At 35.6% G+C, this 23578-nt stretch carries 34 protein-coding genes and 6 pseudogenes; 9 read left to right on the top strand and 31 right to left on the bottom strand.

The window, feature by feature from the left end; genetic code table 11:
- Positions 1-30: 30 nt before the first annotated feature.
- Positions 31-1368, bottom strand: coding sequence for a xylose isomerase (gene xylA, locus NYE50_RS10640; RefSeq protein WP_098081429.1), 1338 nt, complete (start codon positions 1366-1368; stop codon positions 31-33).
- A gap of 262 nt (positions 1369-1630) precedes the next feature.
- Here xylA and xylR point away from each other — a divergent pair, with 262 nt between their 5' ends.
- Positions 1631-2785, top strand: a complete 1155-nt coding sequence (gene xylR, locus NYE50_RS10635) for a transcriptional repressor XylR (protein ID WP_017417839.1) — start codon at positions 1631-1633, stop codon at positions 2783-2785.
- 142 nt (positions 2786-2927) lie between these two features.
- Here the strand turns inward: xylR and xynB are convergent, their stop codons facing one another.
- Together xynB and NYE50_RS10625 are read right to left on the bottom strand one after the other, a co-directional pair.
- Complete coding sequence (xynB, locus tag NYE50_RS10630; protein ID WP_159354195.1) at positions 2928-4529, bottom strand: xylan 1,4-beta-xylosidase; 1602 nt, start codon at positions 4527-4529, stop codon at positions 2928-2930.
- Positions 4530-4571: 42 nt separating this feature from the next.
- Entirely contained in the window at positions 4572-5963 is a 1392-nt protein-coding gene (locus NYE50_RS10625) for an MFS transporter (RefSeq protein WP_021493442.1), read from the bottom strand.
- Positions 5964-6436: 473 nt separating this feature from the next.
- Here NYE50_RS10625 and NYE50_RS10620 point away from each other — a divergent pair.
- The 6 genes and pseudogenes from NYE50_RS10620 to NYE50_RS10595 all read left to right on the top strand — a co-directional run.
- Positions 6437-6894, top strand: a pseudogene (locus NYE50_RS10620) (site-specific integrase); the annotation flags it as partial.
- A gap of 44 nt (positions 6895-6938) precedes the next feature.
- Positions 6939-7154: a hypothetical protein gene (locus tag NYE50_RS10615; RefSeq protein ID WP_109567370.1), complete on the top strand. Its 216-nt coding sequence runs from the start codon at positions 6939-6941 to the stop codon at positions 7152-7154.
- A 66-nt stretch (positions 7155-7220) separates the two neighbouring features.
- Entirely contained in the window at positions 7221-7757 is a 537-nt protein-coding gene (locus NYE50_RS10610) for a hypothetical protein (RefSeq protein WP_224988148.1), read from the top strand.
- Between the two features lie 120 nt (positions 7758-7877).
- Entirely contained in the window at positions 7878-8504 is a 627-nt protein-coding gene (locus NYE50_RS10605; RefSeq protein ID WP_159354194.1) for a hypothetical protein, read from the top strand.
- 63 nt (positions 8505-8567) lie between these two features.
- A pseudogene (locus NYE50_RS10600) lies at positions 8568-8818 on the top strand (transglycosylase); the annotation flags it as partial.
- Positions 8819-8920: 102 nt separating this feature from the next.
- Positions 8921-9469, top strand: a complete 549-nt coding sequence (locus NYE50_RS10595; RefSeq protein ID WP_109566957.1) for a hypothetical protein — start codon at positions 8921-8923, stop codon at positions 9467-9469.
- Positions 9470-9617: 148 nt separating this feature from the next.
- Here the strand turns inward: NYE50_RS10595 and NYE50_RS21985 are convergent.
- The 3 genes and pseudogenes from NYE50_RS21985 to NYE50_RS10585 all read right to left on the bottom strand — a co-directional run.
- Positions 9618-9736, bottom strand: a pseudogene (locus tag NYE50_RS21985) (DNA polymerase); the annotation flags it as partial.
- Positions 9737-10294: 558 nt separating this feature from the next.
- A complete protein-coding gene (locus NYE50_RS10590; protein ID WP_213420284.1) occupies positions 10295-10564 on the bottom strand; it encodes a group-specific protein in 270 nt (89 codons plus the stop codon).
- Between the two features lie 14 nt (positions 10565-10578).
- Positions 10579-11115: a hypothetical protein gene (locus tag NYE50_RS10585; protein ID WP_224988149.1), complete on the bottom strand. Its 537-nt coding sequence runs from the start codon at positions 11113-11115 to the stop codon at positions 10579-10581.
- A 73-nt stretch (positions 11116-11188) separates the two neighbouring features.
- Here NYE50_RS10585 and NYE50_RS10580 point away from each other — a divergent pair, with 73 nt between their 5' ends.
- On the top strand, positions 11189-11431 hold the full coding sequence (locus NYE50_RS10580) for a helix-turn-helix domain-containing protein (protein ID WP_224988150.1): 243 nt from the start codon (positions 11189-11191) through the stop codon (positions 11429-11431).
- Position 11432: 1 nt separating this feature from the next.
- Here NYE50_RS10580 and NYE50_RS10575 read toward each other — a convergent pair whose 3' ends face one another.
- The 15 genes and pseudogenes from NYE50_RS10575 to thyA all read right to left on the bottom strand — a co-directional run bounded on the left by NYE50_RS10575 (position 11433) and on the right by thyA (position 17571).
- The gene (locus NYE50_RS10575; protein WP_224988297.1) at positions 11433-11618 is read right to left on the bottom strand and encodes a hypothetical protein; all 186 of its coding nucleotides are present in this window, start codon (positions 11616-11618) and stop codon (positions 11433-11435) included.
- 52 nt (positions 11619-11670) lie between these two features.
- Positions 11671-12000: a hypothetical protein gene (locus NYE50_RS10570; protein ID WP_116316033.1), complete on the bottom strand. Its 330-nt coding sequence runs from the start codon at positions 11998-12000 to the stop codon at positions 11671-11673.
- 91 nt (positions 12001-12091) lie between these two features.
- Positions 12092-12535: a group I intron-associated PD-(D/E)XK endonuclease gene (locus NYE50_RS10565; protein WP_224988299.1), complete on the bottom strand. Its 444-nt coding sequence runs from the start codon at positions 12533-12535 to the stop codon at positions 12092-12094.
- 67 nt (positions 12536-12602) lie between these two features.
- The gene (locus tag NYE50_RS10560) at positions 12603-12818 is read right to left on the bottom strand and encodes a hypothetical protein (protein ID WP_224988151.1); all 216 of its coding nucleotides are present in this window, start codon (positions 12816-12818) and stop codon (positions 12603-12605) included.
- Positions 12815-12994: a hypothetical protein gene (locus NYE50_RS10555; RefSeq protein ID WP_129137702.1), complete on the bottom strand. Its 180-nt coding sequence runs from the start codon at positions 12992-12994 to the stop codon at positions 12815-12817. Before NYE50_RS10555 ends, NYE50_RS10560 begins: the two co-directional genes overlap by 4 nt.
- On the bottom strand, positions 12991-13164 hold the full coding sequence (locus tag NYE50_RS10550) for a hypothetical protein (protein WP_224988301.1): 174 nt from the start codon (positions 13162-13164) through the stop codon (positions 12991-12993). The genes NYE50_RS10555 and NYE50_RS10550 overlap by 4 nt, the downstream gene beginning before the upstream one ends.
- Positions 13161-13586, bottom strand: coding sequence for a hypothetical protein (locus NYE50_RS10545; RefSeq protein ID WP_224988153.1), 426 nt, complete (start codon positions 13584-13586; stop codon positions 13161-13163). The genes NYE50_RS10550 and NYE50_RS10545 overlap by 4 nt, the downstream gene beginning before the upstream one ends.
- Position 13587: 1 nt before the next feature.
- Positions 13588-14112, bottom strand: a complete 525-nt coding sequence (locus NYE50_RS10540) for a hypothetical protein (protein ID WP_224988155.1) — start codon at positions 14110-14112, stop codon at positions 13588-13590.
- Positions 14102-14257 (bottom strand): annotated as a pseudogene (locus tag NYE50_RS10535) (hypothetical protein). The gene NYE50_RS10540 and the pseudogene NYE50_RS10535 overlap by 11 nt, the downstream one beginning before the upstream one ends.
- Positions 14258-14271: 14 nt before the next feature.
- Complete coding sequence (locus NYE50_RS10530) at positions 14272-14430, bottom strand: hypothetical protein (RefSeq protein ID WP_181461930.1); 159 nt, start codon at positions 14428-14430, stop codon at positions 14272-14274.
- A gap of 25 nt (positions 14431-14455) precedes the next feature.
- The gene (locus NYE50_RS10525) at positions 14456-14740 is read right to left on the bottom strand and encodes a hypothetical protein (RefSeq protein ID WP_224988157.1); all 285 of its coding nucleotides are present in this window, start codon (positions 14738-14740) and stop codon (positions 14456-14458) included.
- 311 nt (positions 14741-15051) lie between these two features.
- Positions 15052-15759, bottom strand: coding sequence for a hypothetical protein (locus tag NYE50_RS10520; RefSeq protein ID WP_224988159.1), 708 nt, complete (start codon positions 15757-15759; stop codon positions 15052-15054).
- A complete protein-coding gene (locus NYE50_RS10515) occupies positions 15747-16103 on the bottom strand; it encodes a hypothetical protein (protein ID WP_224988161.1) in 357 nt (118 codons plus the stop codon). The genes NYE50_RS10520 and NYE50_RS10515 overlap by 13 nt, the downstream gene beginning before the upstream one ends.
- A 98-nt stretch (positions 16104-16201) precedes the next feature.
- A complete protein-coding gene (locus NYE50_RS10510; protein WP_224988163.1) occupies positions 16202-16720 on the bottom strand; it encodes a dihydrofolate reductase in 519 nt (172 codons plus the stop codon).
- Positions 16720-17571: a thymidylate synthase gene (gene thyA, locus NYE50_RS10505; RefSeq protein WP_014417964.1), complete on the bottom strand. Its 852-nt coding sequence runs from the start codon at positions 17569-17571 to the stop codon at positions 16720-16722. Before thyA ends, NYE50_RS10510 begins: the two co-directional genes overlap by 1 nt.
- 50 nt (positions 17572-17621) lie before the next feature.
- Between thyA and NYE50_RS10500 the strand changes: the two genes are divergently transcribed.
- Positions 17622-18269 (top strand): DUF1643 domain-containing protein, encoded by a 648-nt coding sequence (locus NYE50_RS10500; RefSeq protein ID WP_014417963.1) that lies wholly within the window; start codon positions 17622-17624, stop codon positions 18267-18269.
- A gap of 467 nt (positions 18270-18736) precedes the next feature.
- Here the strand turns inward: NYE50_RS10500 and NYE50_RS10495 are convergent, their stop codons facing one another.
- The 10 genes and pseudogenes from NYE50_RS10495 to NYE50_RS10450 form a co-directional block, all read right to left on the bottom strand.
- Positions 18737-19036, bottom strand: coding sequence for a hypothetical protein (locus tag NYE50_RS10495; RefSeq protein ID WP_224988167.1), 300 nt, complete (start codon positions 19034-19036; stop codon positions 18737-18739).
- On the bottom strand, positions 19029-19295 hold the full coding sequence (locus NYE50_RS10490; protein WP_224988169.1) for a hypothetical protein: 267 nt from the start codon (positions 19293-19295) through the stop codon (positions 19029-19031). Before NYE50_RS10490 ends, NYE50_RS10495 begins: the two co-directional genes overlap by 8 nt.
- Before the next feature lie 54 nt (positions 19296-19349).
- Positions 19350-19748, bottom strand: coding sequence for a hypothetical protein (locus NYE50_RS10485; protein ID WP_103526874.1), 399 nt, complete (start codon positions 19746-19748; stop codon positions 19350-19352).
- A 118-nt stretch (positions 19749-19866) separates the two neighbouring features.
- On the bottom strand, positions 19867-20031 hold the full coding sequence (locus NYE50_RS10480) for a hypothetical protein (RefSeq protein ID WP_224988171.1): 165 nt from the start codon (positions 20029-20031) through the stop codon (positions 19867-19869).
- A gap of 115 nt (positions 20032-20146) precedes the next feature.
- Complete coding sequence (locus tag NYE50_RS10475; RefSeq protein WP_224988173.1) at positions 20147-20761, bottom strand: hypothetical protein; 615 nt, start codon at positions 20759-20761, stop codon at positions 20147-20149.
- Positions 20762-20807: 46 nt separating this feature from the next.
- Positions 20808-21164, bottom strand: a complete 357-nt coding sequence (locus NYE50_RS10470) for an aminoacyl-tRNA hydrolase (protein WP_224988174.1) — start codon at positions 21162-21164, stop codon at positions 20808-20810.
- A 7-nt stretch (positions 21165-21171) separates the two neighbouring features.
- Positions 21172-21420, bottom strand: a complete 249-nt coding sequence (locus NYE50_RS10465; protein ID WP_224988176.1) for a thioredoxin family protein — start codon at positions 21418-21420, stop codon at positions 21172-21174.
- Positions 21417-21824 (bottom strand): annotated as a pseudogene (locus NYE50_RS10460) (ribonucleotide-diphosphate reductase subunit beta); the annotation flags it as partial. The gene NYE50_RS10465 and the pseudogene NYE50_RS10460, both read right to left, overlap by 4 nt.
- 206 nt (positions 21825-22030) lie before the next feature.
- Positions 22031-22669 carry a GIY-YIG nuclease family protein gene (locus NYE50_RS10455; protein ID WP_021493480.1) on the bottom strand — a complete coding sequence of 213 codons (639 nt, stop codon included), beginning with the start codon at positions 22667-22669 and terminating at the stop codon, positions 22031-22033.
- A 124-nt stretch (positions 22670-22793) separates the two neighbouring features.
- Positions 22794-23402: pseudogene (locus NYE50_RS10450) on the bottom strand (ribonucleotide-diphosphate reductase subunit beta); the annotation flags it as partial.
- Positions 23403-23578: the final 176 nt, after the last annotated feature.

The following is a 23578-nucleotide window of genomic DNA, read 5'->3' as shown; positions in this document are numbered from 1 at the left end:
TTACAGCGGGATCTGGAGCTTCTTTTTTCATTATACCTGTAAAATGTATTGGTTTAATATCGCTTTTAACCGCTCCTGTCTACCTGATTCGTTTTTAATTGGCTGATTGTTCAGCGCATATTGCTCAAGTGTCTTAAAATCAGCTCTTCCTTCTGCAATTTCAAGCCCAATCCCTTCAGTAAAGCTGCGGTAACGGTGTTGAATCACATCTTCAAACACACGATCTTCGATTAATTTGTGGGCGGCTTTCAATCCTCTTGCAAATGTATCCATCCCTGCAACATGGGCATATAGTAAATCATCAGGCTCAAAAGAAGATCTCCTGACCTTTGCGTCAAAGTTTAATCCTCCGCTTCCAAGACCGCCATTTTTCAGGATTTCGTACATTGCTAATGTCGCAGAATATAAATCTGTCGGAAATTCATCTGTGTCCCAGCCTAAAAGCGGATCACCCTGATTCGCGTCAACAGAGCCAAGAAGGCCATGCACTCTCGCCATGCGTAATTCATGTTCGAATGTATGCCCGGCTAATGTGGCATGATTGGCTTCGAGATTTAATTTAAAATGATTGTCTAAGCCATATTGCTTTAAAAAGGCAATAGTTGTTGCTGCGTCCGTATCATATTGATGGGTGGTCGGCTCTTTTGGTTTTGGTTCAATCAAAAACTGCCCTGTATACCCGATTTCCTTCGCATAATCCACTGCCATATGCATAAATCTGGCCATATTATCAAGCTCAAATTTTAAATCGGTATTTAACAAAGTTTCGTACCCTTCACGTCCGCCCCAAAATACATAGTTCTCGGCGCCAAGCTCTTTTGCTGTTTCTAATCCTTTTTTTACTTGGGCTGCGGCATACGCAAATACATCTGCGTTACAAGAAGTCGCCGCACCATGGACGAAACGGGGATTCGTAAACATATTTGCAGTATTCCATAATAGCTTAACGCCGCTGGTTCTCATGTAGTCTTTTATCATGTCCACGATTATATCCAGATTTTGATTTGTCTCTTTTAACGTACTTCCTTCCGGTGCGATATCCCGGTCATGAAAAGCAAAAAATGGCGCATCCAATTTTTCAAACAGCTCAAACGCTGCATCTACCCTCGCTCTCGCCAGATCCAAGCCTTTATAGTGATCCCACGGTCTCTGCATCGTAGCTGCGCCAAAAATGTCTGTGCCGTCAGCGGTAAATGTATGCCAATAGGCAATAGAAAATCGCAAATGCTCTTTCATCGTTTTTCCGCCAATTACTTCTTGAGAATTATAGTATTTAAATGCTAAAGGATTCGTGGATTCTTTCCCTTCGTAAATCACTTTGTTTGCGCTTTCAAAATAGTTGACCGAACCGGAATGAGAGTGAGCCATGTGTGATTTCCCCCTTAAAAATAAATTCTAAACATGATCATTCAAATACAGATGCTTTTATGTCATGTTGCGCATTAGTTTGTTGCCCAAACAAACTAACTTATTTTCATCTTATATAACCTCATCAGTATTTTCAATATTTTTTTAGTTTTTTACGAACACATTAGATATAATAAAGGTTGGATTCGCTATGTACTGCGTTTCGCACGATAACACAGAACGTTCAACTTAATTTAAAGATTATACAAATGGAGTGGATGAAGTGGATATCGCTGATCAAGCCTTTGTCAAAAAAGTTAACCAAAAGTTATTACTAAACGAAATACTTAAGAATTCTCCTATTTCAAGAGCAAAATTATCTGAAATGACCGGATTAAATAAATCAACTGTTTCGTCACAGGTAAACACATTAATGAAAGAAAACCTCGTATTTGAAATAGGTCAGGGACAATCCAGCGGCGGCAGAAGACCTGTCATGCTTGTTTTTAATAAAAAAGCAGGATACTCCGTAGGAATAGATGTTGGCGTGGATTATGTTAATGGCATTTTAACAGATCTTGAAGGGACGATCGTCCTTGATCAACACCATCGTTTGGAATGCAATTCTCCAGAAATCACTAAAGATATTTTAATTGAGATGATTCATCACTTTATTACGCATATGCCCCAATCTCCGTACGGGCTTATTGGTATAGGTATTTGCGTGCCCGGGCTGATTGACAAAAATCAAAAAATTGTTTTCACTCCGAACTCCAACTGGAGAGATATTGACTTAAAATCTTTCATCCGAGAGAAGTTCAATGTGCCCGTTTTTATTGAAAATGAGGCAAATGCCGGCGCATATGGAGAGAAAGTATTTGGAGCTGCAAAAAATCACGATAACATGATTTATGCAAGTATCGGTACAGGAATAGGGATCGGCGTTATAATCAACAATCATTTATATAGAGGGGTTGGCGGATTCTCTGGAGAAATGGGACATATGACAATAGACTTTAAGGGTCCTAAATGCAGCTGCGGAAACCGAGGCTGCTGGGAATTGTATGCTTCAGAGAAGGCTTTATTAACATCTCTTCAGACGAAAGAGAAAAAAGTGTCCAGCCAAGATATCATAGACCTCGCCCATCTGAATGATGTTGGAACTTTACAGGCATTACAAAATTTTGGTTTCTATTTAGGAATAGGCCTGACCAATATTCTAAATACATTTAATCCGCAAGCCATCATTTTAAGAAACAGCATCATTGAATCGCATCCTATGGTTTTACATTCAATTAAAAGTGAAGTGTCATCCAGGGTTTATTCCCATTTAGACAATAGCTATGAATTATTACCATCTATCTTAGGAAAAAATGCCCCTGCTCTAGGAATGTCCTCTATTGTTATTGATCATTTTCTCGACATGGTTCATAACTGAATGTACATACTTCTATGTTTTACGCTCATCTTTAAAGATGGGTTTTTTTATTCTAGGAGTATTTCTTAATCAATACTGACATAGGCACCTTCTAATATGAAAAAGGAGTTCTAAAATAGAAATCTCCTTTTTCATGTGCTAATTATTTTTCTTTATAACGAAAATATCTGAAGTCGGCCGGAATATGATGACCGCTCGTATCTTGGCATTGCATCCCTACAAAAGCTCCTGTAAAGAATCCCCCGCCGCGGATGTAATCATCTGATAATTTTTTCGATTCTAATGCAATGTCGATTTTGTGCCAATCTTCTTTGTTAAATGAATACAAATAATAATATTTTTCGTTTTCAATATTCACTTTTAAATAGACATACTTGACTTCACGAGGAATCACAATTTTATTTTTTAACGGTTGTGAAAAAGAAAAGTTATCACATATCGTTAATTCGAGAATACGGTCAAGTTCTTCATCATACGTGACTTGAAGAGCCGTCCAATTCTCTGTATTGTAATAGTTCACCAAACCAGCGGCTTGCTGAAAATTTTCCGGATAAAACGCAACAGCCGTTTCCGCTTCAAAATGGAGGCTTTGCCAGCGTCTTGCTACAAATGCCTGAGTAAATGTCGAAGTTAAGGATTCACGGCCGTATAATCGTAAATGATTTGGCGCTTGAGTTAATGAACCTAATTTCTCCATAAACGGGATTCTTAACGTTTGAAAATTAATATTTAATGTTGCATCCTCAAATTCATCAACTTCCGGATACGTGTCTTCAAACATTGTTTCAGGTATAGAAGGCGCATCCACCTCCAAGCTCCCTTCTTTTCCGCCTTCTACATATGGCCAGCCATCTTTCCAATAGAGTTTTTGAATAGCAGTTTCTCTGCCCAAAGGACAATATCCCCTCTGCTGAAAAATTGAATCATCGTCCGGATGAATGGGACGTCCCGTTAAATGAGCTAAATACCACTCACCTGTATGTGTTTGTACAATGGATGCATGTCCGCATTTTTGCAGCGGATTTTCCGGCGCATGCCATGACGTTAAGATAGGATTATCGGGATGAACTTCATATGGACCCTCAATATTTGCAGAACGGGCAATTGTAGCAGCATGTTCGAACCGCGTTCCTCCTTCTGCGGTTAATAAATAATAATAGTTCCCGATACGGTAAAGGTGCGGCGCTTCTGTCAGCTTTCTTTCAGTTCCTTTAAAAATCACTTTCGGTTTACCGATTAGTTTTTGCTCCTTATCAGAATATTCCTGCATGACAATGCCTCCAAAGGAGTGCCGATCAATACGCTGATCCCATAGCATATTTAATAAATATTTTTTCCCATCCGTATCATGGAACAAAGAAGCATCAAAACCCGAGCTGTTTAATGTGATCGGCTCCCCCCAATCACCATCAATCGTGTCACAAGTCACTAAATAATTGTGGCAATCTTTCCAGGCGCCATCTACGACCTTAACATCCGTATAGATCAGCCAAAACTTTCCGTCGCTGTAACTTAAACATGGCGCCCAGACCCCGCCTGAATTAGGATTTCCTTTCATGTCTAATTGCGAAACTCTCTTTAATGGATGTGCAACTAAGTGCCAATTGACTAAATCTTTTGAGTGGTGTATCTGGACTCCCGGAAACCACTCAAATGTAGATACAGCGATATAATAATCCTCTCCAACCCTGCAAATACTCGGATCGGGGTTGAATCCTTTAAGTACTGGATTGATAATCTTCATTTTGAACTCCTCCTCAGCTATTTTCTGTTGACTCATCATGTTTTAAGCTTTGAAATCGTCAATATGATCCAAATAAACTTTGTCTCTATTCTCTAATTCTCGAACCATGCTTTTGTATTTTTTCTCATCTAAGTTATAGAAATTAATATCAATCATGGCCAGAACCAGTAAGAACACGGGGATAATGGTTGTTGTAATTAAAATTCCCGTCAATGCCTCCGGCGTTTGCACCTGATTTGCCACATATCCAAACTGATCTAGAACCAAACCCGGTACAACCCCTCCCAAGGCCATACCGAATTTAAAGAAAAATCCGATAATAGCGTATATGAGACCGCCCATTCTTTTCCCGGTCTTATACTCTCCATATTCTATTGTTTCAGGAATAAGCGCCCACATATATCCCCCGGCAGTGAGACTTCCGGCAGCGGCCAGTAATCGAAAGGAAAGTATGAGGAATACATTACTTGACGGAACGAAAAGTAAAGCTAAGAGGCCGATCATATTCAGTAATAATGCATAGTTTAGTAATTTCTTCTTCCCTAATAATTGATGAAGCTTTGGAATAAACGGTAAAATGACCAAAGCAGGCAAACTTCCCAACAAACCGTACCACTTCACCAAATCCGCTCTTTCTAAATTATACGTTACGTAATAGATGCCAACCGAATTACTGATTGAATTCACTCCAAAAATAATAATAAAGAAAATACTTAATACAACTAGAGGCCGATTCACACGAAATTGCTCAAATATATCCGAAAATTTAATTTTTTCTTCGGATTTTTGAAGCGTGACACGCTCTTTTGTGCTTTTAAAACAAAAGATTAAAAGGCACCCGCCTATAACTCCCATAATACCCATGGTTAGCTGCCAGCCAAGAGATTCGCTGCCGGAAGTATCGCTTAAATAAGCAGCCAGTAAGGGAACAAAAAATGCAACGACAAGTCCCCCAAGATTCGCAAATAACATACGGACAGACGTTATACTAACAACTTCTTGATTATTTCTGGTCATTGCAGATGTTAACGCGCCATATGGCACGTTTATCATGGTGTATGTAAGCGATAAGCCGACATAGGTGATATAAGCATATATTAATTTCCCCATATCCGAAAAATCCGGGGTTGTAAAACAGAGTATTGCCAATATGACAAAGGGAAAAGCTCCGAATAAAAGATACGGTCTAAAGCGGCCAAACCTGCTGTTTGTTCTGTCAACTATTGTTCCAATAAAAGGATCAGCGAGAGCGTCGATGATTCTAACCACTAAAAACATCGTACCGGCTGCTGCTGCCGATAAACCAAAAACATCTGTATAGAAGAACAAAAGATACGTAGACACTGTTGCATAAATTAAATTACATGCAAAATCTCCAGACGCATATCCAACTTTTTCAACCATGCTGATCTTCTTTACATTTTCACTGAGCATGATTTCTCCCCTTTTCGATCCTTTACATAAGGAACATGATGAAATGGTATAACATTTTATTTAAAATTATCGGCCAGTGAGCGGTGTATAAAAGCGCTTTCAAAAAATGACAGCGGTTTACTTTCACAGAGCATTTTCAACATCCAAATGGTGATCAGATAGCAGTGAACAGGATAAAAGCTTGGCTTTCGCTTTTTATATACCTCCAATTAAATCGAGCCTCTTATCCCCCTCCCATTTAAGATCTTTACATGATGGACAATTAAAGTGGTTTTATTAGTTTGTTGACCGAACAAACTAACTTGATTTCATATTATAAAATCTTTTCTGCTTTTTCAACTCTTTTTTCAGAGAATTTGAATCGGTCTGAAATAATATGATTGACTCTCTGCAGCAACACCTCCATTGTATGTCCTTTTGATTCAAGCTGTTGTGCTATTTCACTTGTCATACGCGGTTTTCTGTGTCCAAAAACGGTTTATAATGTAGGTGCCAGAAGAGCTGAAATCATTCAATTTAAAAGAGACAATCTTATGTCATGGCTCACAAAGTTCTTGGAAAAGGAAAAGGCGAAGGAAAACCCCTCGACTACATGATTAACACAGAAGCTCTGGAATATTTGAAGCTTTGGCATGAACAACGGGGATATGACCATGAATATCTATTTACTACACAGTACGGTGGTCAACCAAGACAAATGTCAGAGGGTTGGGCTGACTATTTTTGTTCTGATGTTCTTTCTGATATCCTCGGCCGCCGCATTAACCCTCACCTCTTTTAAGCCTCCTGTATTACCTACCTTCTTGAAGTCAAGAAAATTAAGATTGAGCTCGTGAGTAAATATGTTGCACAGCATAATAACGTGTCTACAACAATTAAGCATTACGACCTTCGTGATTTTAAAGAAGAAAAGAATCAAATCTTCTCGTAAACATTATGAGTCTCTTCAATCCTCACCAAAGTTCAATTGAGAAAATGCAACAGCAAATTGATGAATTGGCCGAAGCTGTTGCTGAATTAACTAGGCTGCTTGATACTAAAGCAGATAAGAATCAATTCGGGTCTAAACAGATTGATGAATCCAAAATCAGTGATGGTAAAGTTCTTGTTTACAACGCAAGCACCGGTAAACTTGAATACGGAAAGATTAAGAAAAGCCTGTTGGGAGACATATCAATTGATTTGCTTTAGGCAGCACTCTTTATGAAATCCCTCTTTTATGCAGAATCAAAATCCTTCAATTGAGGGATTTTGCTTATGTATGAAATAAGCTTTGTAGCCCTCCCCCTTTTAAAATTGCCATTTGTGTCCGATAATCACCTTGAGGTGAACATTTTGGACAATGAAGCATACTACAAAAAATATTTAGAAGAGAGCTTAATTAAATTAAGAAGTTCAGAACTTATAGAATTTATTAAAAGAGAATTTCCAGAAGAAGTGGAATATGATCATGATCTTCACCGAAAAAAAATTGAAGTTCTGAAAACATTATCTAAAACAGACTTATCAGCTGCGATAGCCCGACTGTCTAGAATTCAACGGAAATTTGACCATACCAAATTATGGACTGTTTCCGCTGTACTTATTGGTACAATGCTTGTTGTTTTACAAATCTTATTTAAAGTAAACCTTGCAAAAATTTCAGACGAAAACTATATAAGTTATTTATTGTACGGTATTGTTGCTATGATAATAAGTAAGATTATATATAATTCTGCCAAAAAGGATATTAAAATTTCAAATACAGCAGCTTATTTTAAAGACTTGCTCGAAGAGCTTAAGTCAGATAAATAAATTTTCTTTAATGTAGAGTTATACCTGAGAGATGGTAAGCAATCACTCGCTTCATATTGTTAGTTCTAACACATTGGAAATCATGCTATAATGTAGGAAAATAATACTGGTGGTGGTTTGATGATCTGGGCAATAGTTATTTTATTGATCATTGCTGCTTTTTTTATAATTGGAGATTTTGGAACAGATAAACAGAAAGAAATTGAGAAAAAAAAGATGGTTGAAATTGAAACTGCTGGAAGCTTCCCTACTCAATGCAAGGTTATCTTAAATCCGGATAAGACAGCAAAACTTACATTGGTTGAGCCAGAAGATAAATTTGTAATCCATAGATTCAGCCAAAGTGGAACACTGGAAGAAAAAATCATTCCCTTTGAAAAAATAATTGAAGCCGAGGTTTCCATTGATGATAACACAGTTACTAAAGTGTCCAAAGGAAGCCAGATAACAGGTGCCGTTGTTGGTGGGTTAGCTGCAGGAGGTATTGGAGCTTTAGTTGGCGGGCTATCTTCTAACAAGACAGAAACTAAATTCTTCAAGAAAATTGATTTGAAATTAAAGCTCGATGATTTCTCCTCCCCTATTTTCAGATTTGATTTCCTACCGAGTAAGGATGATTTTGGCCTAGAGAATGTTAAAGGGTTTAGACAGGATGATCCAAAAGTTAAAGATGCTTTATCAAATGCTGAAATATGGCAAGGTATTATGGAGATAGCAATACGGAAAGCAAACAAAGTCGCTCAATAATGAGTGGCTTTTTTATATGCCTTAAAAATTACTCTCTCCTATTCGAAAGGATGTGACCTATAATTGAGTCAAGATTTAAAGATCATTCTCACCCCCAAAGCTGATACCTCCTCAAAGACTGTCGAACAGTTAAATCAGCAAATTAAATCTTTAGAGAAAAAGCTTAATTCCCTTAATTTAAAGACCAATATTGACGCTTCTGCTTTATTGACACTTACCAAAAACATCTCAAATGCTTCAATCAAACAGTTAAAGAAAGCACAACGGTTACCAGAAATGCTGATGGCACTGTTAATAAGCAACAAATTAAATACCTATCCCCTTTCTTTCTTTTATTTTGAAGGGGGACTCTATCTTATTATTGGTTTACAAAAATCAAAACAAGAATATGTTACAATTCTTAAGAGGTGAATAGAGTGAAAAAGCTCTTCAAGGTTTTTTTATTTATTTTTATAGGTACTGCTTTTTTAGTTTTTAATGGTTGGCATCTCTTTAATTCCTTTGGCGCTCCGGAATATTATCAAAAAAACAACATTTCTTCTTCTGATATTGCAAAATTTCAAAGAAATTTCAATATACATTTTCCAGAAAAAACCCGCTTTATAAAAGCAGAAGAATATCTAACGAGTCTAGGAGGCGATGATTCGATAAAACTTTATATTTCTGTGCCTTCTAATCTAATAAAACAATTATTTGCTGATTATTCTTCCCTACCCATTCATTATAATGATACAAACTTCATTGATTACGGGGTGAATATTACAAAATCCAAGGGCAGCGATACATATATCACACTTCAAACAGCAGATGACAAAGGATATATATTTGATATAAAAAAAGACCCTGAGTGGAGTTATAAGGGTGTCACAGGAACTCAATATCTCACCACTACTATTTTGTATAATGCTCTGTTTATTTTAATCATATATGTCTGTAACAAAATGTATAGAAAACATAAATCTTAACCAATATCCGTATATCAATAACTCTTTAAGTCGAATAAGAAAAAGACCTCTGAATGTTGGAGGTCTTTTTTAAATACTTGATTTTCATTTTTTAATTCTTATGTTCACCTATCAAACCTGGTCCAATGCAATACGGTGCCTCAGGTGTTTAAGAAACAGCTTGTAAGATCGCTTTTGATCTGTATTATTTCTTATTCCGTCCATCACAAATTCAAGTTTTCTCCTTTTTTCATTATCTTTTTCAAACAAGCTTAACTGCTGATCAAGCAAGATCGATAAATACCCATCTTTACGATGTGCGTTGCCCCCCGTCGGTGTCCGGTATCGTGCGCCACCAGCCTTCTCTTTCTGCTGCTTTACAAGAACAAATTCGAGAATAAACCAATGTTACATGATGACTATAAGCAGGAATTCTGCTGTAGAGTTAGATTCATAACTTCAATTTTTTTTGGTCATATTTTGGTCAAGGACCAAAAATGTTGTTCTTTTAATCTTATGACCAAAACCAAAAAATCCCCTGACACCAATAGTGCCAAGGGATTGAGAGATTAATACTGAGACATATACTGTTCGCGCTCCCACGGATGAACCTGTGTGCGGAACATATCTTTTTATATTATCAAGGTTCAAAAAAGTTGATTTAACAAGGTTTGCAAGATTGTGTAGAGGTCATATTTTCATCGAATTTCATTAATTATAATGTTCCGGTGGTCAAACGGTGGTCAATGATGGTGGTCATCAGTGGTCAAACGGTGGTCAAGCCTCCGACTAAAGGTAAGCAAAAAATCCCTCTATTTTTCAAGAGGGATTTAACAAAATTCGTTCCTATTCAGTCGGCTGTTCTAATAACCATTCAAGAAGAAATTCTTTTGTTTGTTTCGCAGGAAACATCCACTTTCTCCCCACTTTTCTTTTTGGAAATCTTGGGTCAAAGAAGAATTTCTCCTGTATTGTATTCCAACACATTTTTGTATTTTTAATTAAATCATCAGTATCCCAGAAAAGCATTTCATTATCCAGCTTATTTAAATGCTTCTCCAATTCTTCAAGGTATAATTTTTTAATCTCCGATTCATTCACCTTAACTTCTAGCATATAACCCTCCTCACTTATTTCAACTTCTTAATCAAATCATCGCAAAGCTTGTTCAAGTAATATGTATAGTTAACTTTTTTCTTCATCGAACGGACTTCTGTGCCGATCTCTTCACATATGGAGATCGGAATGCTGGATTTGTTTACTTTATTCTTATATGTATGTTTCAACTGTTTTTCAGCTACATTCTTATATGTAAGGAAATCATTAATATGTACGAAATAAACTTTATTTTCCGGCTCTCTAAACTGAAACAGAAAACCAGGGATTATGTTTGGATATTGTGTTGCTTCCTTTAAATATTTAATCTGCTGTACTTTTATGATCTTCTCACTGAAGGAAATGGACTTGTTCTTTGTAGACTTAAGCTCAAAAGGGAACAAGTATCCGTTATAATGCAGGAAACAGTCATATTTGTTTTTTGATACTGCAGCTCCCTTTTTCAAAAACATTGGATTAACGTCTTTAATCCGGTAAAAGAACAGCTTCTGATCCGCTGCTGATTTTTCAATGTTCGCTTCAAAAACTTTCCCTTGATTGTTTGCTCCCAATCAATCACTCTCCTAATCTATATTGAAGGTAAATTATGTATGTGCTAAAATCGTTGCTGAAGAGGTGTTCATAGTGAAAAAACAATGGAAACCAGTTGATCCAAGACTCAATGAGCTTATGCATGAATATAGCGTTTCAATTGAAGACCTTGTTGAACGTACTGGATTACCTAAACAACGTATTAATGATTATGTAAGTGGTTTTAAATCAAATATGAATATTGGAACAGCAATGACATTTGCTGATGCCATAGGTTGCTCTATTGAAGAGCTGTATGCATGGAACTTTAAAGAGCGCAGACAATTGATCAAATAAATTACATGGTGGTTCCCTTTTTGATCCACCTAATTTCCTGCATTAATTCTTCATTATTGTCAGCTAAGTTAATTAAGTTACGATGCGCTCTTTGCAGATCTTTTTCATCAATTGCCTCCTTTACTGTTTTCATTTGTCTATCCATCTTGTTAAACAGTGTTTGAATTGAATGATAAGTCTCGTTAATTTTTCTCACTTCTTTCTCATATGTACATTCACAAGATTTCTGACCTCGCTCCTTATTTGATTGGATTATAATTAAATGTGTTATGTACATGAATGGATGTTTCATGGCTTTTTGCAAAAAAATATTCTTTAATTGGATTAACTTTATTTGCTGGTGATTCTTGATTTTCTTTAATATAGATACCGACTAAAGAATCTATAGTATCAGCACAATAATTAGATGCACCACTTTGTAAATTGATTAATTTCAGCATTTTATTTTTATCTTTATAAATCAGATAAGGTGTTTGAGTCCCATTCTTTCTAACAACAAAAAAGATATCATTTGGTTGCACCGAGTATGTCTTTTTGTAGCGACTTTCATCAATATTTTTTAAGTTCATTTGACTCTCCTTTTTAAATTAAGGATTTATTATGGTATCAATTTTATGCATTATGTATATCATTTCTTGATTAGTATTTGTCTTTAATTAGTTAATGGGCAACAAGTATATCAGGCTCATTCACTCTATATGGGAATTCTAAGTGATCATCAAAGTAATGTACTGTGGTATGCGGACTATGGAAATTTCTATTATAGTCACTAGTTCTCATTTTTATTGTGCTACGGCTATACATCTCTTCCCACTTTAAATAAGCAACTTTATTGTTTACAGTGTCAACTAATGCTAGAACATCAAAACTATTTTCTGAATAGACATTGTTAGATCTTCGAATATCAAATACCAACTTATCATTCAAAATCTTATTAGAAGCTTTTACTTGAATTTTAAAGGATGTATCATTTTTTATAGCTACAATATCAATTAAGCTTCCGTTGTTCATTGGCGCAAAAAGCTCAAACCCCTTTTTAGTTAAGTCATATAAAACTAGAAACTCTCCACAATCACCAGTTTTTCTTTTTTCATCTTTTAACATCCCCACATATTACCTCCACTTATTTTATTTTCACTCTAAATAAATGACCGATTTTATTTGGATTTATTTATGTAATTTCATTTAAGTTTTCGTATTTAGTAAGTTCGTCGATTACTCTTTCCAACTCAACAATAGACATTTCACTAAAATTTGGTGCATATCCTAAGACTTTAGCTAAAAACCAACGCTTTTCTTTCAGGTTATTAAAACCTAAACGTTTAAATTCTTTGGACAATTTTCTTCTCAACACAGGGAAATAACCTAGTGTAGTGTATACGATCAATTAAATTTACCTCCTAAAAAATCTGTTATTTTCTTTAAGTCATCATTATTCAAACATATCGAAACTCTCTTGTTGTGCCTTTTGTCTTCGATAGTTATTAAGACATGATCTTTTCCTTTGTCAAAAGTAATTCTGTCTTCCTTAGGAAAAGTACGGCATTTGAAAACTTTTTTCATTGAAATAACCCTCCCCAAATCACTCCAGCAGCTAAAGAAGCTATAAAGACAGAAATAAATTTCATTATTATGAAGAATTTGATATGCTTTGTTTCATTCTCAGTTAAGTTCAAGTCTGAAAAAGCGAATAAACCAAACATAATCAACAAGATCCATGCTGTTACAATCAGATCACTCGTCCTCCTTTAATTAACTGGTTGCAGATATTAATATACTCTTGAATACTATTAATAATCGTGATGATACAGCTCCTTACCTCTTCTGGTTCTTTAAAATCCATCTCACATTTAAAACAGTATTCATCGAACTCAATCATTGCAAGAAATTGATCATTGCTTGGTAAATTTTCGAAATTAATTTTCTTTAATCTCGGGATACCTTTCCCCTTAATCCATTCAATAAAGGAATAATCAACATTGTTTTTTGCTGCTGCGATTTTTAAAAACTCATGAATATCAGAAGAGTTTTCAATATTGAAATAAATATGGAGACTCTTCTTCATGAGATCAAATAATCGCAATAGAGCTTCATCAATTTTATTGTCTGGTTTAAACTCAAAGTCTAAATCAAACCAGGACATTGTATTCTCCATTCTATCCCTCCTTATAGAAATCGATTATTTCTGGTACCCGTTGAAAGAATGTAATAATGCAATCCCTAGCATCATGTGGATATTCGCAATCAATTTCGGCACCCGATATGTAAATTTCATATTCTATGCTGGATATTAGTTGAGGATTATAAGGTAGCTCGAACTGTAAGTGCCTCTTCAAATTAGGTAACTGCTCATTGACAAACTTCAAGAACTTCTTCTCATACTCAGGAACCTGTTCATATAATTTGTTTACATGTTCTTCAATTGTGTTTGCGTGCACTTTGTACAAATTCTCGAACAGTGTTTTGTTGATGCCCATTAACTCACTTAGAGCTTTTACGGTTTTCTGATTTCCAGTCAGGGTGACTCCCCACCATTTAAACTCCTTTTTAATACTCTCTTGCATTTGCCCCCATAAGAAATTGCTATTGTATCCTCTTAGTGTATTAGAAAGTTGTTTAGACTCGATATGTGAGCCATTACTGAAATGAATATTAATTTCACTCTCTAAACTATTGCTCACTTTTGACTAACCCCCTTAAGCGTTCAACTTCAGCAACTAACCATTCAGCATAACTAATGTGAATTTTTATCACCTATGTTGATCGAAATTGTCTAGACATTACTTCAACAAATTTCTTAACTTCTTCAAATTCAATCTCTTTCATTGAGCTTATTCCCACTAAATGAAATCACCAGCTAAGTCTGTTAATTTCCTTACCGTTTCGCCCTTTTCCTTAATTAACTCAATTCTATATTCAATTTCTTCAACCTTATCTAATTCATTATCAATATTTCTAATATGCAATTTCAACATATCTGCCATTTTTAATTTACTCATATTTTCTGATCACCTCTGCATAAAATCAACACTTTGTGTATTTTTCTTCTATTATATATCCCGCATCTAAAAGTATTCTTCTTGCTTTTTCATACCTCTTATCCCTTTTAGACTTCTCATCAAATAGCGTCATATTAGGATGCCCTACGCATTGATTTAACATTATTCTAAATGCCTTTGTGTCTAAGTTGGCAGACCCATCACTGCCTATATTTAGAGCATATTTTCCATCTTCAAAATTATATTTGTATAAGTGAATTACCCCTCTCTTTTTATGCTCCTCTTCCAAATCCATAAGTACTACTGGCATTGTATTCACCTCCTTTTATACTGTTGCTATTAAGCTCCCCGTCCAGGGTTGTGTAGCACCTGTCCCATTTTTCCACCTCCTTTTTCAGCCTCTAGATAACTCATATTCTCTTTAAAATACAGATTTCATATTAACTTAGTCGTAATAACTAATTTCTTTTTTATCCATCACTTTTCGGATTATTCGCTCATGCTTCGATCGCTTTCTTTTATCGCTGCCTTTCACTCTTGGTTTTTCAAACATTCCATCGCAAGTCCAATCATATCCGCTATACTTTTTAAACACCGCCGTCTTCAGGCGTCTATGATACGTCACTCACCTCCCACCTCTTCACCTGAGTCGTTGATGATTTTTACATAATGCGATGGGTACTGTATAATCCTTCCCGGCAAATGCGCATTTAGACTTCCTGCTTTTAAAGAAATAACGGGCTTTTTCTCTATTTCTCCGCTATCTAATGTAACTTCTATAACATCGCCCACACGAACCTCAGTCGGCTGCGGAGCGTTCAAGTATTCGTCAGGCACCGCCAAGCCTAGCGCACGTCTCAGCGCAATCGCTTTTCCGATATGAACGTTGAAACAGTCGTCAGGTGTGGCTTTGGTGATTCCTCTATCGCGTACGTATCCTTCCCCGAACGACTTTCTCAAAGCGACAACGGTTCTTTTTTCGGAGTTTACGATAAAATCGTGTCTATATCCGATGTCTCTTTTGAATAAATCCTCAACGTCCGCCTTTGCCTGCTCAACGATTTCATCGCGTAGGGCTTGGGCGCTTTTCTCCGGCTTCCATAAACGTTCCTCTAGTGTTGTACAGACCCGAGTCGTTACCGTATTTACATCGCCAGATATAATAACAACATCTTGATTCGTTTTTGCATAGTGAACAACGAATCTATAAGAATACGCGCCGCCAATAACAATATCTCCAAAACGAGATTTATAACCGAAATATTTATCGTCCTTCTTTTCAAATACCGTATTCGCATTATTGATCACCGTTTGATTTACGTTTTCCATTCCTTATCTCCTCCACTTACAATTAAATTAATTTGATCCTCAATTTCCTCAATAAACCCCTCTAAAGCTGCTTCATCAACCATAACTCGTTCATCATGGACTTTGATAATTTCTTTCATTCGGTCATCCATATTTCTAATTTCTTCTGCTTCCTCAATGGTTAATACTTCTCTGTATTTTTTTATGTAAAGAAGAATATTTTTAAGGTATCCAATCTCCCCAATTTTGTGGAGATTGGAATCTTCTTGTTCCACTTCTAGCCGGAGTAAAGCTGCTTCCTTTTCTAAAACATCAATTTCAAACTGTTCTTTCTTTGACAACAATTCTCGCTCTTTTTGTTGCAATTAATCACCTCTATACTTATTTTTTATTTTTATAACTTATTACAATGCAACATCTCCATTGAATATACGATAATAATATACTTATATTTCATTTTTGTCTATGCTTTTCTGAAATTTTCATAAGTAATAAATGAATAATCTTGTCCTTTTGTTGTTATTGCAATCCGATGATCCTTTTCAATTATTCTCCAATCGTCATTTAACCTGGGAAAATATGAATCTGCCTTCGCAGCGACTGAATCAACAATTGTTAAATAAACCTTGTCTGCATGTGGTAAGAATGCCTCGTAAATAGCGCCTCCTCCAATGACCATTACTTCTTCATTTGTATCCAATTGACCACGTATAAGCTTTAATACATCGTTAACCGAATGATAAACAAATGAAGAATGATCAGGCTTGAAATCCTTATTTTTGGTCAATATGATATTCCTTCGGTTTTGAAGTGGTTTTCCTGTAATGTTTACGATTGATTCGTATGTAAGCCTTCCCTGTATACACAGCTTTCCTGTAGTGAGTTCTTTAAAACGTTTCATGTCTTCAGGAATATGGTACAGCAAATTATTCTCATACCCGATGGCCATTGATTTGTCGCAGCAAGCAATAAGAGACAGCATTATACTGCTACCTCAAGCGTAATTTGTTCATGAGGATTATACCCTTCCAAAGAAAAATGTTCTGGTTTAAAATCGTAAAAGTTCCTTATTGAATCGTCAATAATAAGCCTAGGAGTATCTTTAGATTCCCGTGAAACAATTTCCTTTGCAACGTTAACATGTCGATCATAAATATGAAGGTTATTAATATAGTGATGAAATTTTCCCACTTTGTAGCCTACTGATTGTGCAATCATGTGTTGCAATAAAGCATACTGGGTGACATTTATGTTACCAGCTACTAGATAATCTGAAGATCGTTGGACTAATGTCATATTCAGATACTCTCCGTCATAGTCCCACATTGTTAAAAATGCGCATGGATAGAGAGTCATTTCAAATAAGTCTTGATGATTGTACAAGTTTGTTATCATTCTCCTGCTATACGGATTCTTTTTAAGATCCCAAATCAGTCTTTCAATTTGTTTAAAATAGCCTTCCTTATACCTGTGCTCATATTGCATTTGTCTTCCATAAGCTAATCCTAAATTCCCTTCACTATTGGCCCAACTCCTCCAATATTTAACTCCATATTTTCTTTCCAGTAAATCAACATCATTTGATGCGTCATTATAAATCCACATTATCTCTTTTAATCCACTTTTCCAAGCAGTGGGTCTTAGTGTTGAAATTGGGAAACTTTTCTGAAGATCGTATTGATTAACAACTCCGAAGGTTTTTAATGAATAAGCTGGAAGTCCATCTTTCCATTTAGGTCTTACTGAACTACCCGCTTCAGTTTTCCCTTCAGTTAAAACCCGCTTTAAATTTTCTTTTACAATAATATCTGTGAAATTGCTTATGGCTTTCATCCTCCAGTTAGTGTATAATTTTTTCACTTCTAAAAAAGGTGTGATTTAATTTGGCTATACCCTTTGCCAATAATGATTTTGTTAAAAATGTTCATTGCAAAGTTTTTCATTTAGGTGCTAATATTTCGTTTAGATTTTTATTGAAAATAAAATTAAATAACAATTTAAGAAACATTATAACTATTATTCTTATGAATCCTTCTAGAGCAACAGCAACAAAATCTGATCCAACTATTGATAATATTATTTCATTTTTCTTTTCAAAAAAATATGCTGGTGAAATCAGAGTACTTAACTTATTCCCTTTTTATGCTTCAGACGCCAACAAATTGGGAGAACTATTAGAAAAATGTAAAGCCACTTACGGGAAAAAGTATTATAAAATTCTATATCTAAATAATAAACTTATTGAAAAACACTTAGATATTTCTGAACGTGTAGTATGTGCTTGGGGAGGTAGACCTTCAATGTTAAAGCACCAGCAAATGAACTACAATATTCAGAGACAAGCTGTACATGATGTATTTAATTCCACAAATCAAGCAAACGTCTATGCGACATGCATGCATACCAGTGAGGATAAACCATACTCATCCCTTCTGACCAATAAGAAAAATCCTAGACACTATGCTTACAATGTAAAACCTCAGTGTCTAAAATGCTATGAAGTGCCAAAAAAATTCGGCTTTAGATGGTGATTAACACTTAAGAGACCTAAAAAGGAAAAATAAAAATTAGAGAAAAAACTATATTACCGCAAACAAACAAAATGTACACGAACTTGTTTTGTTTATTGTTTGAGTCACCGTCCAAAACATCAAGAATTTTAAACATTGTTAAACCGGTATAGATTAAAGCAAAGGCTGTCCAAGCTAACATTAGCAAATTACCGTGCGTAATCAGTCCAATAGTAGCCAAGGGGATAATGAACGAAATCCCCTTGAACAATGTGATGACATACACTAAGTTCTTATTTTTCTTCAGTTCTTTATAAGGTGTGTTAGAAAGCATATGCGTAACTTTAGCGTATACGTTCTGTTCTCCTCGTGTAGTTAATCTAATTTCATTAATGTTTAGTGCAAATAAGTATGCTGCAAGTAATAACGTAAAGTATGTAATCCTAATACATCCCCTTATTTTATTTTTATTCTATAAATAATTATAACTAATCAAACAACTCTCCGGCTCTCTTCATGTTTTTGATTTCTTCACTTACACTTTCTTCGATTGCATGAGGCAACTGATCAATTCCCCGTTGTATTCTTTTCTGACCTGTATTTCTTATTTGTAATGTTAATTCTTTAAAGACCTCCATTGCTTCGTCGGATATAAAATAAAACTGCTCCTGAATCTTAGCTAATAAGCTTATGTATTCTTCTTCATCTTCATTGAAAAGTTTGAGACCCTGTTCAAGGTTGTTTATTCCTTTTAGATGGGCTTTTATTTTCTCTATGTGTTTATTCATGATGGCTAATCCTTTCAACAATTTCTAAAACTTCAGCGATCTTATCTGTTAGCTGTCTTCCTAGGTCTGTTGTTTGTTCCTGATCCAGTTTGTTCATTTTTCCTTTGTCATTAAGAAGCTCTCTTTTTTCCTCCAAAATTCCAATTTCAATTTTAATCAGTTCTCTATAAGCCTCGCTTTCTTTAGGAAACAACCCAGAGACAACTTTCACAGCCTGTAGTTCTTTGTTTAATTCACAATAACGATCAGTATTCTCCATATCTTTGCTCCTTTTTGTTTTAATTTGATTCTGTCTCACTCAATGGATCTTTATCTAAAACACATAGCTGCACACAACTGGGATTGAGACTGCAGTTTTCTGCTTAGCTCTATAAAAATCATTCACCATCTCAATGTCACCAACTACATAGTTAATGTCTTTAAGTTCTTCGATTTTTTTATCAACTGGAAAAGTGTTTGGGTAATATGTTTTTCGATTTATCAATTTAATCAGTGCCTCTTCAATAGTTTGAATTTCAAATAACAGAGTCCCATCATGTGTGCTATTTGCAGTCAGCTTATAATCAAATTCTTCGTTAACACTTTTATCATAAGACACATGCCCAAGCTTAAGATTCTTTAAGTCTCCATGATAATCATCTAAATAACCGCTTCTTTTAAAAAAGAAGGCAATCTGTTCATTTGGATTTAAGTATTCAGTTCTTTTATTCATGGTTTTCCTCCTTAAAGTTTGTATAAAAGTCTTCTTTTATAGAGATGTTCGTTCAATCGACACCCTTTGGTATCCCTAAGTTCTTTATAAACTTCAGGCATCACAATTTCGCTTTTTTCTAAATTTTAAACTTGTACATGTTCCCTTTTCTGTCTACATGATAGCGTCCTTTTGGATAATATATATATCCATCTGCATTTACCTTATCAATTACATTAAACATGAATTCGCCCTGTTTTATATTCCCTGTCATCCACGCCTTTTTGCGTAATCTTTTTTTCATCCAGCATCTCCTTTGTAGGTATAATTGTTGAATTTTTTGAGTATTTTAAGTTAAGTTGTACCCTGGCTAAGACCCTTCACTGGACAAACATCATGATCTAAGCCAGGGGTTTAAACTAATAAATAATATCAGCCACGTATTTAGACCAAGATTCTAAACGATTAAATACTGCTGGATTATCAAAATCTTGTTCATTTAACCAGAAGCCTTTTAATTGATCTGTTTCTCTTACTGATACCTCTGTATTTTCGGGCAGTTTAACAATAATCATTATGCCTAAATGAACTTTCCCCACTTCATTTAAGTCATCATTTATAAATCCCACAACTTCTAAATTTAAATTAGAAGTTGAGATAAACAATTCTTCTGAAAGCTCTCTCCTTAAGTTTTCATCAATGGCTTCCCAAAAATTTGTTGCTTCAGTTATATTCATGTGTCCACCAACACCAATTGATAATTGATCATGAAGCCTCTTTTCCCCGCCTTTCCTTAAACGCTCGTATGCAAATACTTGGTCTCCTTTTTGTAAAACGGCATAAGGGATTGGTTGCTTACAGCTCTGATCCTTCTCGGCATCTCCCCTCCTCATAGTGAGCATATTCTCAGCAAGGTTTTTAATTATTTGATCAATTACATTTGGATCAGCTTCAATCCCTTGAAAGTCCAGCTTTCCATTATCAAATATTTTATCTCTAGGTGCTACAACAATTACTTCATCCATTTTCCCCATTTAATATTCTCCTTTTGTTTTATAATTTAGTTTGCCCATCAATATTTTAATTGTAGAGTTTAAGATTTCTCACCCATTCAGGAAGCTCTTCAGGTGTCTTAATGCCGTAGTTAATACAAGTCAGAGTATTAGGCTCAAGCTGTGTATAACCTTTATCTCTAATAACAGTATATCCTCCTGCACGTTCTAACTCTTCAAGTTTGTACTGAGGGCAATTTAAGATGATTTTCTTTTGTTCGTACATATAATCGTCCAAGCTCTCGATCTCATCTCCATTTTGTAACGGTTTGATTGCTTTGTAATAAACATAACTCATAACGGCATGTCCAACTTGACCAGCTAATTTCCCCTTGCTTATTTTGATATTCTCGTTTACTAATATGTACATGCGATTGTCATTCATAATAAGCTCACATTCCCTCCATAACCCTAATCAAATCTTCTAATTCATCCGGCTTAAAACCTATACTTCGTTTTACTTCCTCTCCTTGATCGCTCAGGAGAATTGTTACCGGTACTCCCATGACACCAAATCTAGCTGCTACTTCTGGTTCCTGTGTAACGTCAACTGCCTCAAATTGAGTATTTGCTTGTTCTAAGTAATTGGACACCATTTTGCAGGGATTGCAATTCGGTTGTTCTAATTTAATTAGTCTCATGAAATAACTCCTTTGTTATCGAAAATGAAATCAGAATCCTTTAATGGTTCAACAGTTGCTTTTTTGTATCCATTTCCTTTAGTTGAAAAGAAGTCATGGGATTTAGTCTTTGTGCTCAATCCATTAATAACAATTGGGTTAACGTCTTCTTCCTCGAACAGATGATCAAAGCCCAAGTTGTTTAATGCTTTATTTGCATTGTATCTGATGAATTTCTTTACATCTGGGGCTAAGCCAACCTGATCATAAATATCTTCTGTATACTCCAATTCATTTTCATAAAGCTCTTGAAGCAAGCTTAAAGCCCATGTAAACAGTTCTTTTTGCTTCTGAGGAGGTTGTTTCTTGTATATCTCTTGAGCTAATAAACCGATATATGTTCCATGTCCTTGATGTTCCCTTAAGTTCGCTATACTTAAAGCGTGGACTAACCACAGCTGCATGTCGCCATGCAGAGCAGACTATATCACAATCCTATTTTAGGATTCCTACCGTTTCGATTTAAGGGATTCTCACCCACGCCAATCACTTGCGCCCTACTTCTGTTGCGGAATTCCACCGCCAATGGAATAGTCGTTGGGCATTTATCTAATCATCATTAAAATTGCTTTTATTTTATAAAGTATATGTTTGTTATTGAATCGTCTGATGCAAGCTTTGATATTTTCTTCCTATCTATGCCCGTATGTAATTGAGCTTGCGAACAACTGCTGTATATTTGACCGCCAACGAAGACTTTTTTTGCTCTAGCATTATTTTCAATCATTTTCTTTATATGACTATCGCTCTTAGGGATACCTTTATTTCTCCCTTTGTTCTTTTTAGAAATAATCATTTTTGTTTTCTCAGAATGTCGTCTTCCAAAGAAAGGATTTTTTTCTCCAATTAGCTTAGAGTGAACTTCACTTGCAACCTTTTTTGCATAATCAGATTGCTTGTATCCTTTATTTGAAAGCCCACCGTCATTTAGGTTAAATCCACAATATTTACTGTTATAGTATGCAATGAAAAACTTCTCCATTTTTTCAGCAAGTTTGATGCTAGAACATTTGCATAATAAGTGATGTGTATACATATCAGTGCATTTATGCAAGTTAAAGTCTCTTTGCAATTTATGATTATGATGATAGTTTCCTTTTAAATAGCGAATATGTTGTTTAAATCTATCGTCAGCGTTGTTAACATTTTTGGTTAAGCCAATGTAAATCTTCTTATTTTGTTTATTCATTATCATATAGACATAATACAAGGCAACACTCCTAAATATTGAATTTAATGATGATTAGAATTTAGCAAAGGATTATCTTAGCTAAAGATTTCCCCTTTTTAGATAGGTTTTCATTTAACATTACTGCTAAATGCCACTAGCACTTAATGGCTTCGTCACGGATAATTAAATTCACAATTTCCCCGCTCTGCATGAGTTTCCCTTGTCCATAAAAGTAAAGTGGATAATAAAACCCTGAGTAGAAAAGGAAACTCTCCAGAAACACAGACGCAACCATTGCTTTGAATAAGGAAATATCATCGTTTTTCTGAACTGCTTCATAAATCGAAACAATTGTTTTTGCTTTCTTTTGAAGAAATTTATTGTTTTTAACCCATTCAAAGACTTCATTGATCTGCTCGGTTGGAGCTAATGTAAGAAAGATGTTGCTGTAAGACTTCGCATGGACAGCGTTTTCCATCATGGCCATAAAGTTTAATACTGCTTTTCGCTGATGGCCTTCGACGTGCTCGGCCACAATCGGCATGCCCGTGTTCCCCTGCTCTGTATCAAGCAGTGTCAGGCCGGCGAGCACCTTCATATACGTATCCTGCTCATTTTTACCTAAGTATTTCCAAGTGAGGAGATCGCCGTTTAATGCGATCTCTTCGGGAAGCCAAAACTGCTTTACGTTTTGGTTGTAAAACATTTGCGTAAAGTCGTCTTCGTGCCGCGACCAATCGGCCGCCGTATGGATTTCGTTTGCGTTCGTCAATTATTCGTCCTCCTTTCCCCGTTTGCCTTTATGCTTAACTACACCCAACACTTCCGATGTCTTGATCTCGTCCCGGTATCCTAATAAGCAGTTCAGTATCGGGGAGTCTTTATGGCGAACTTTGAGGTACCCACCTTCATACGCTTGAATAACTTTCGCACTAATTAATGTACCCC

Source organism: Bacillus sp. EU55 (assembly GCF_038005925.1).
Classification (GTDB): Bacteria; Bacillota; Bacilli; order Bacillales; family Bacillaceae; genus Bacillus; species Bacillus velezensis.
Note: the sequence above shows the minus strand (reverse complement) of the source record. Positions and strands in the feature narration are given on the sequence as shown.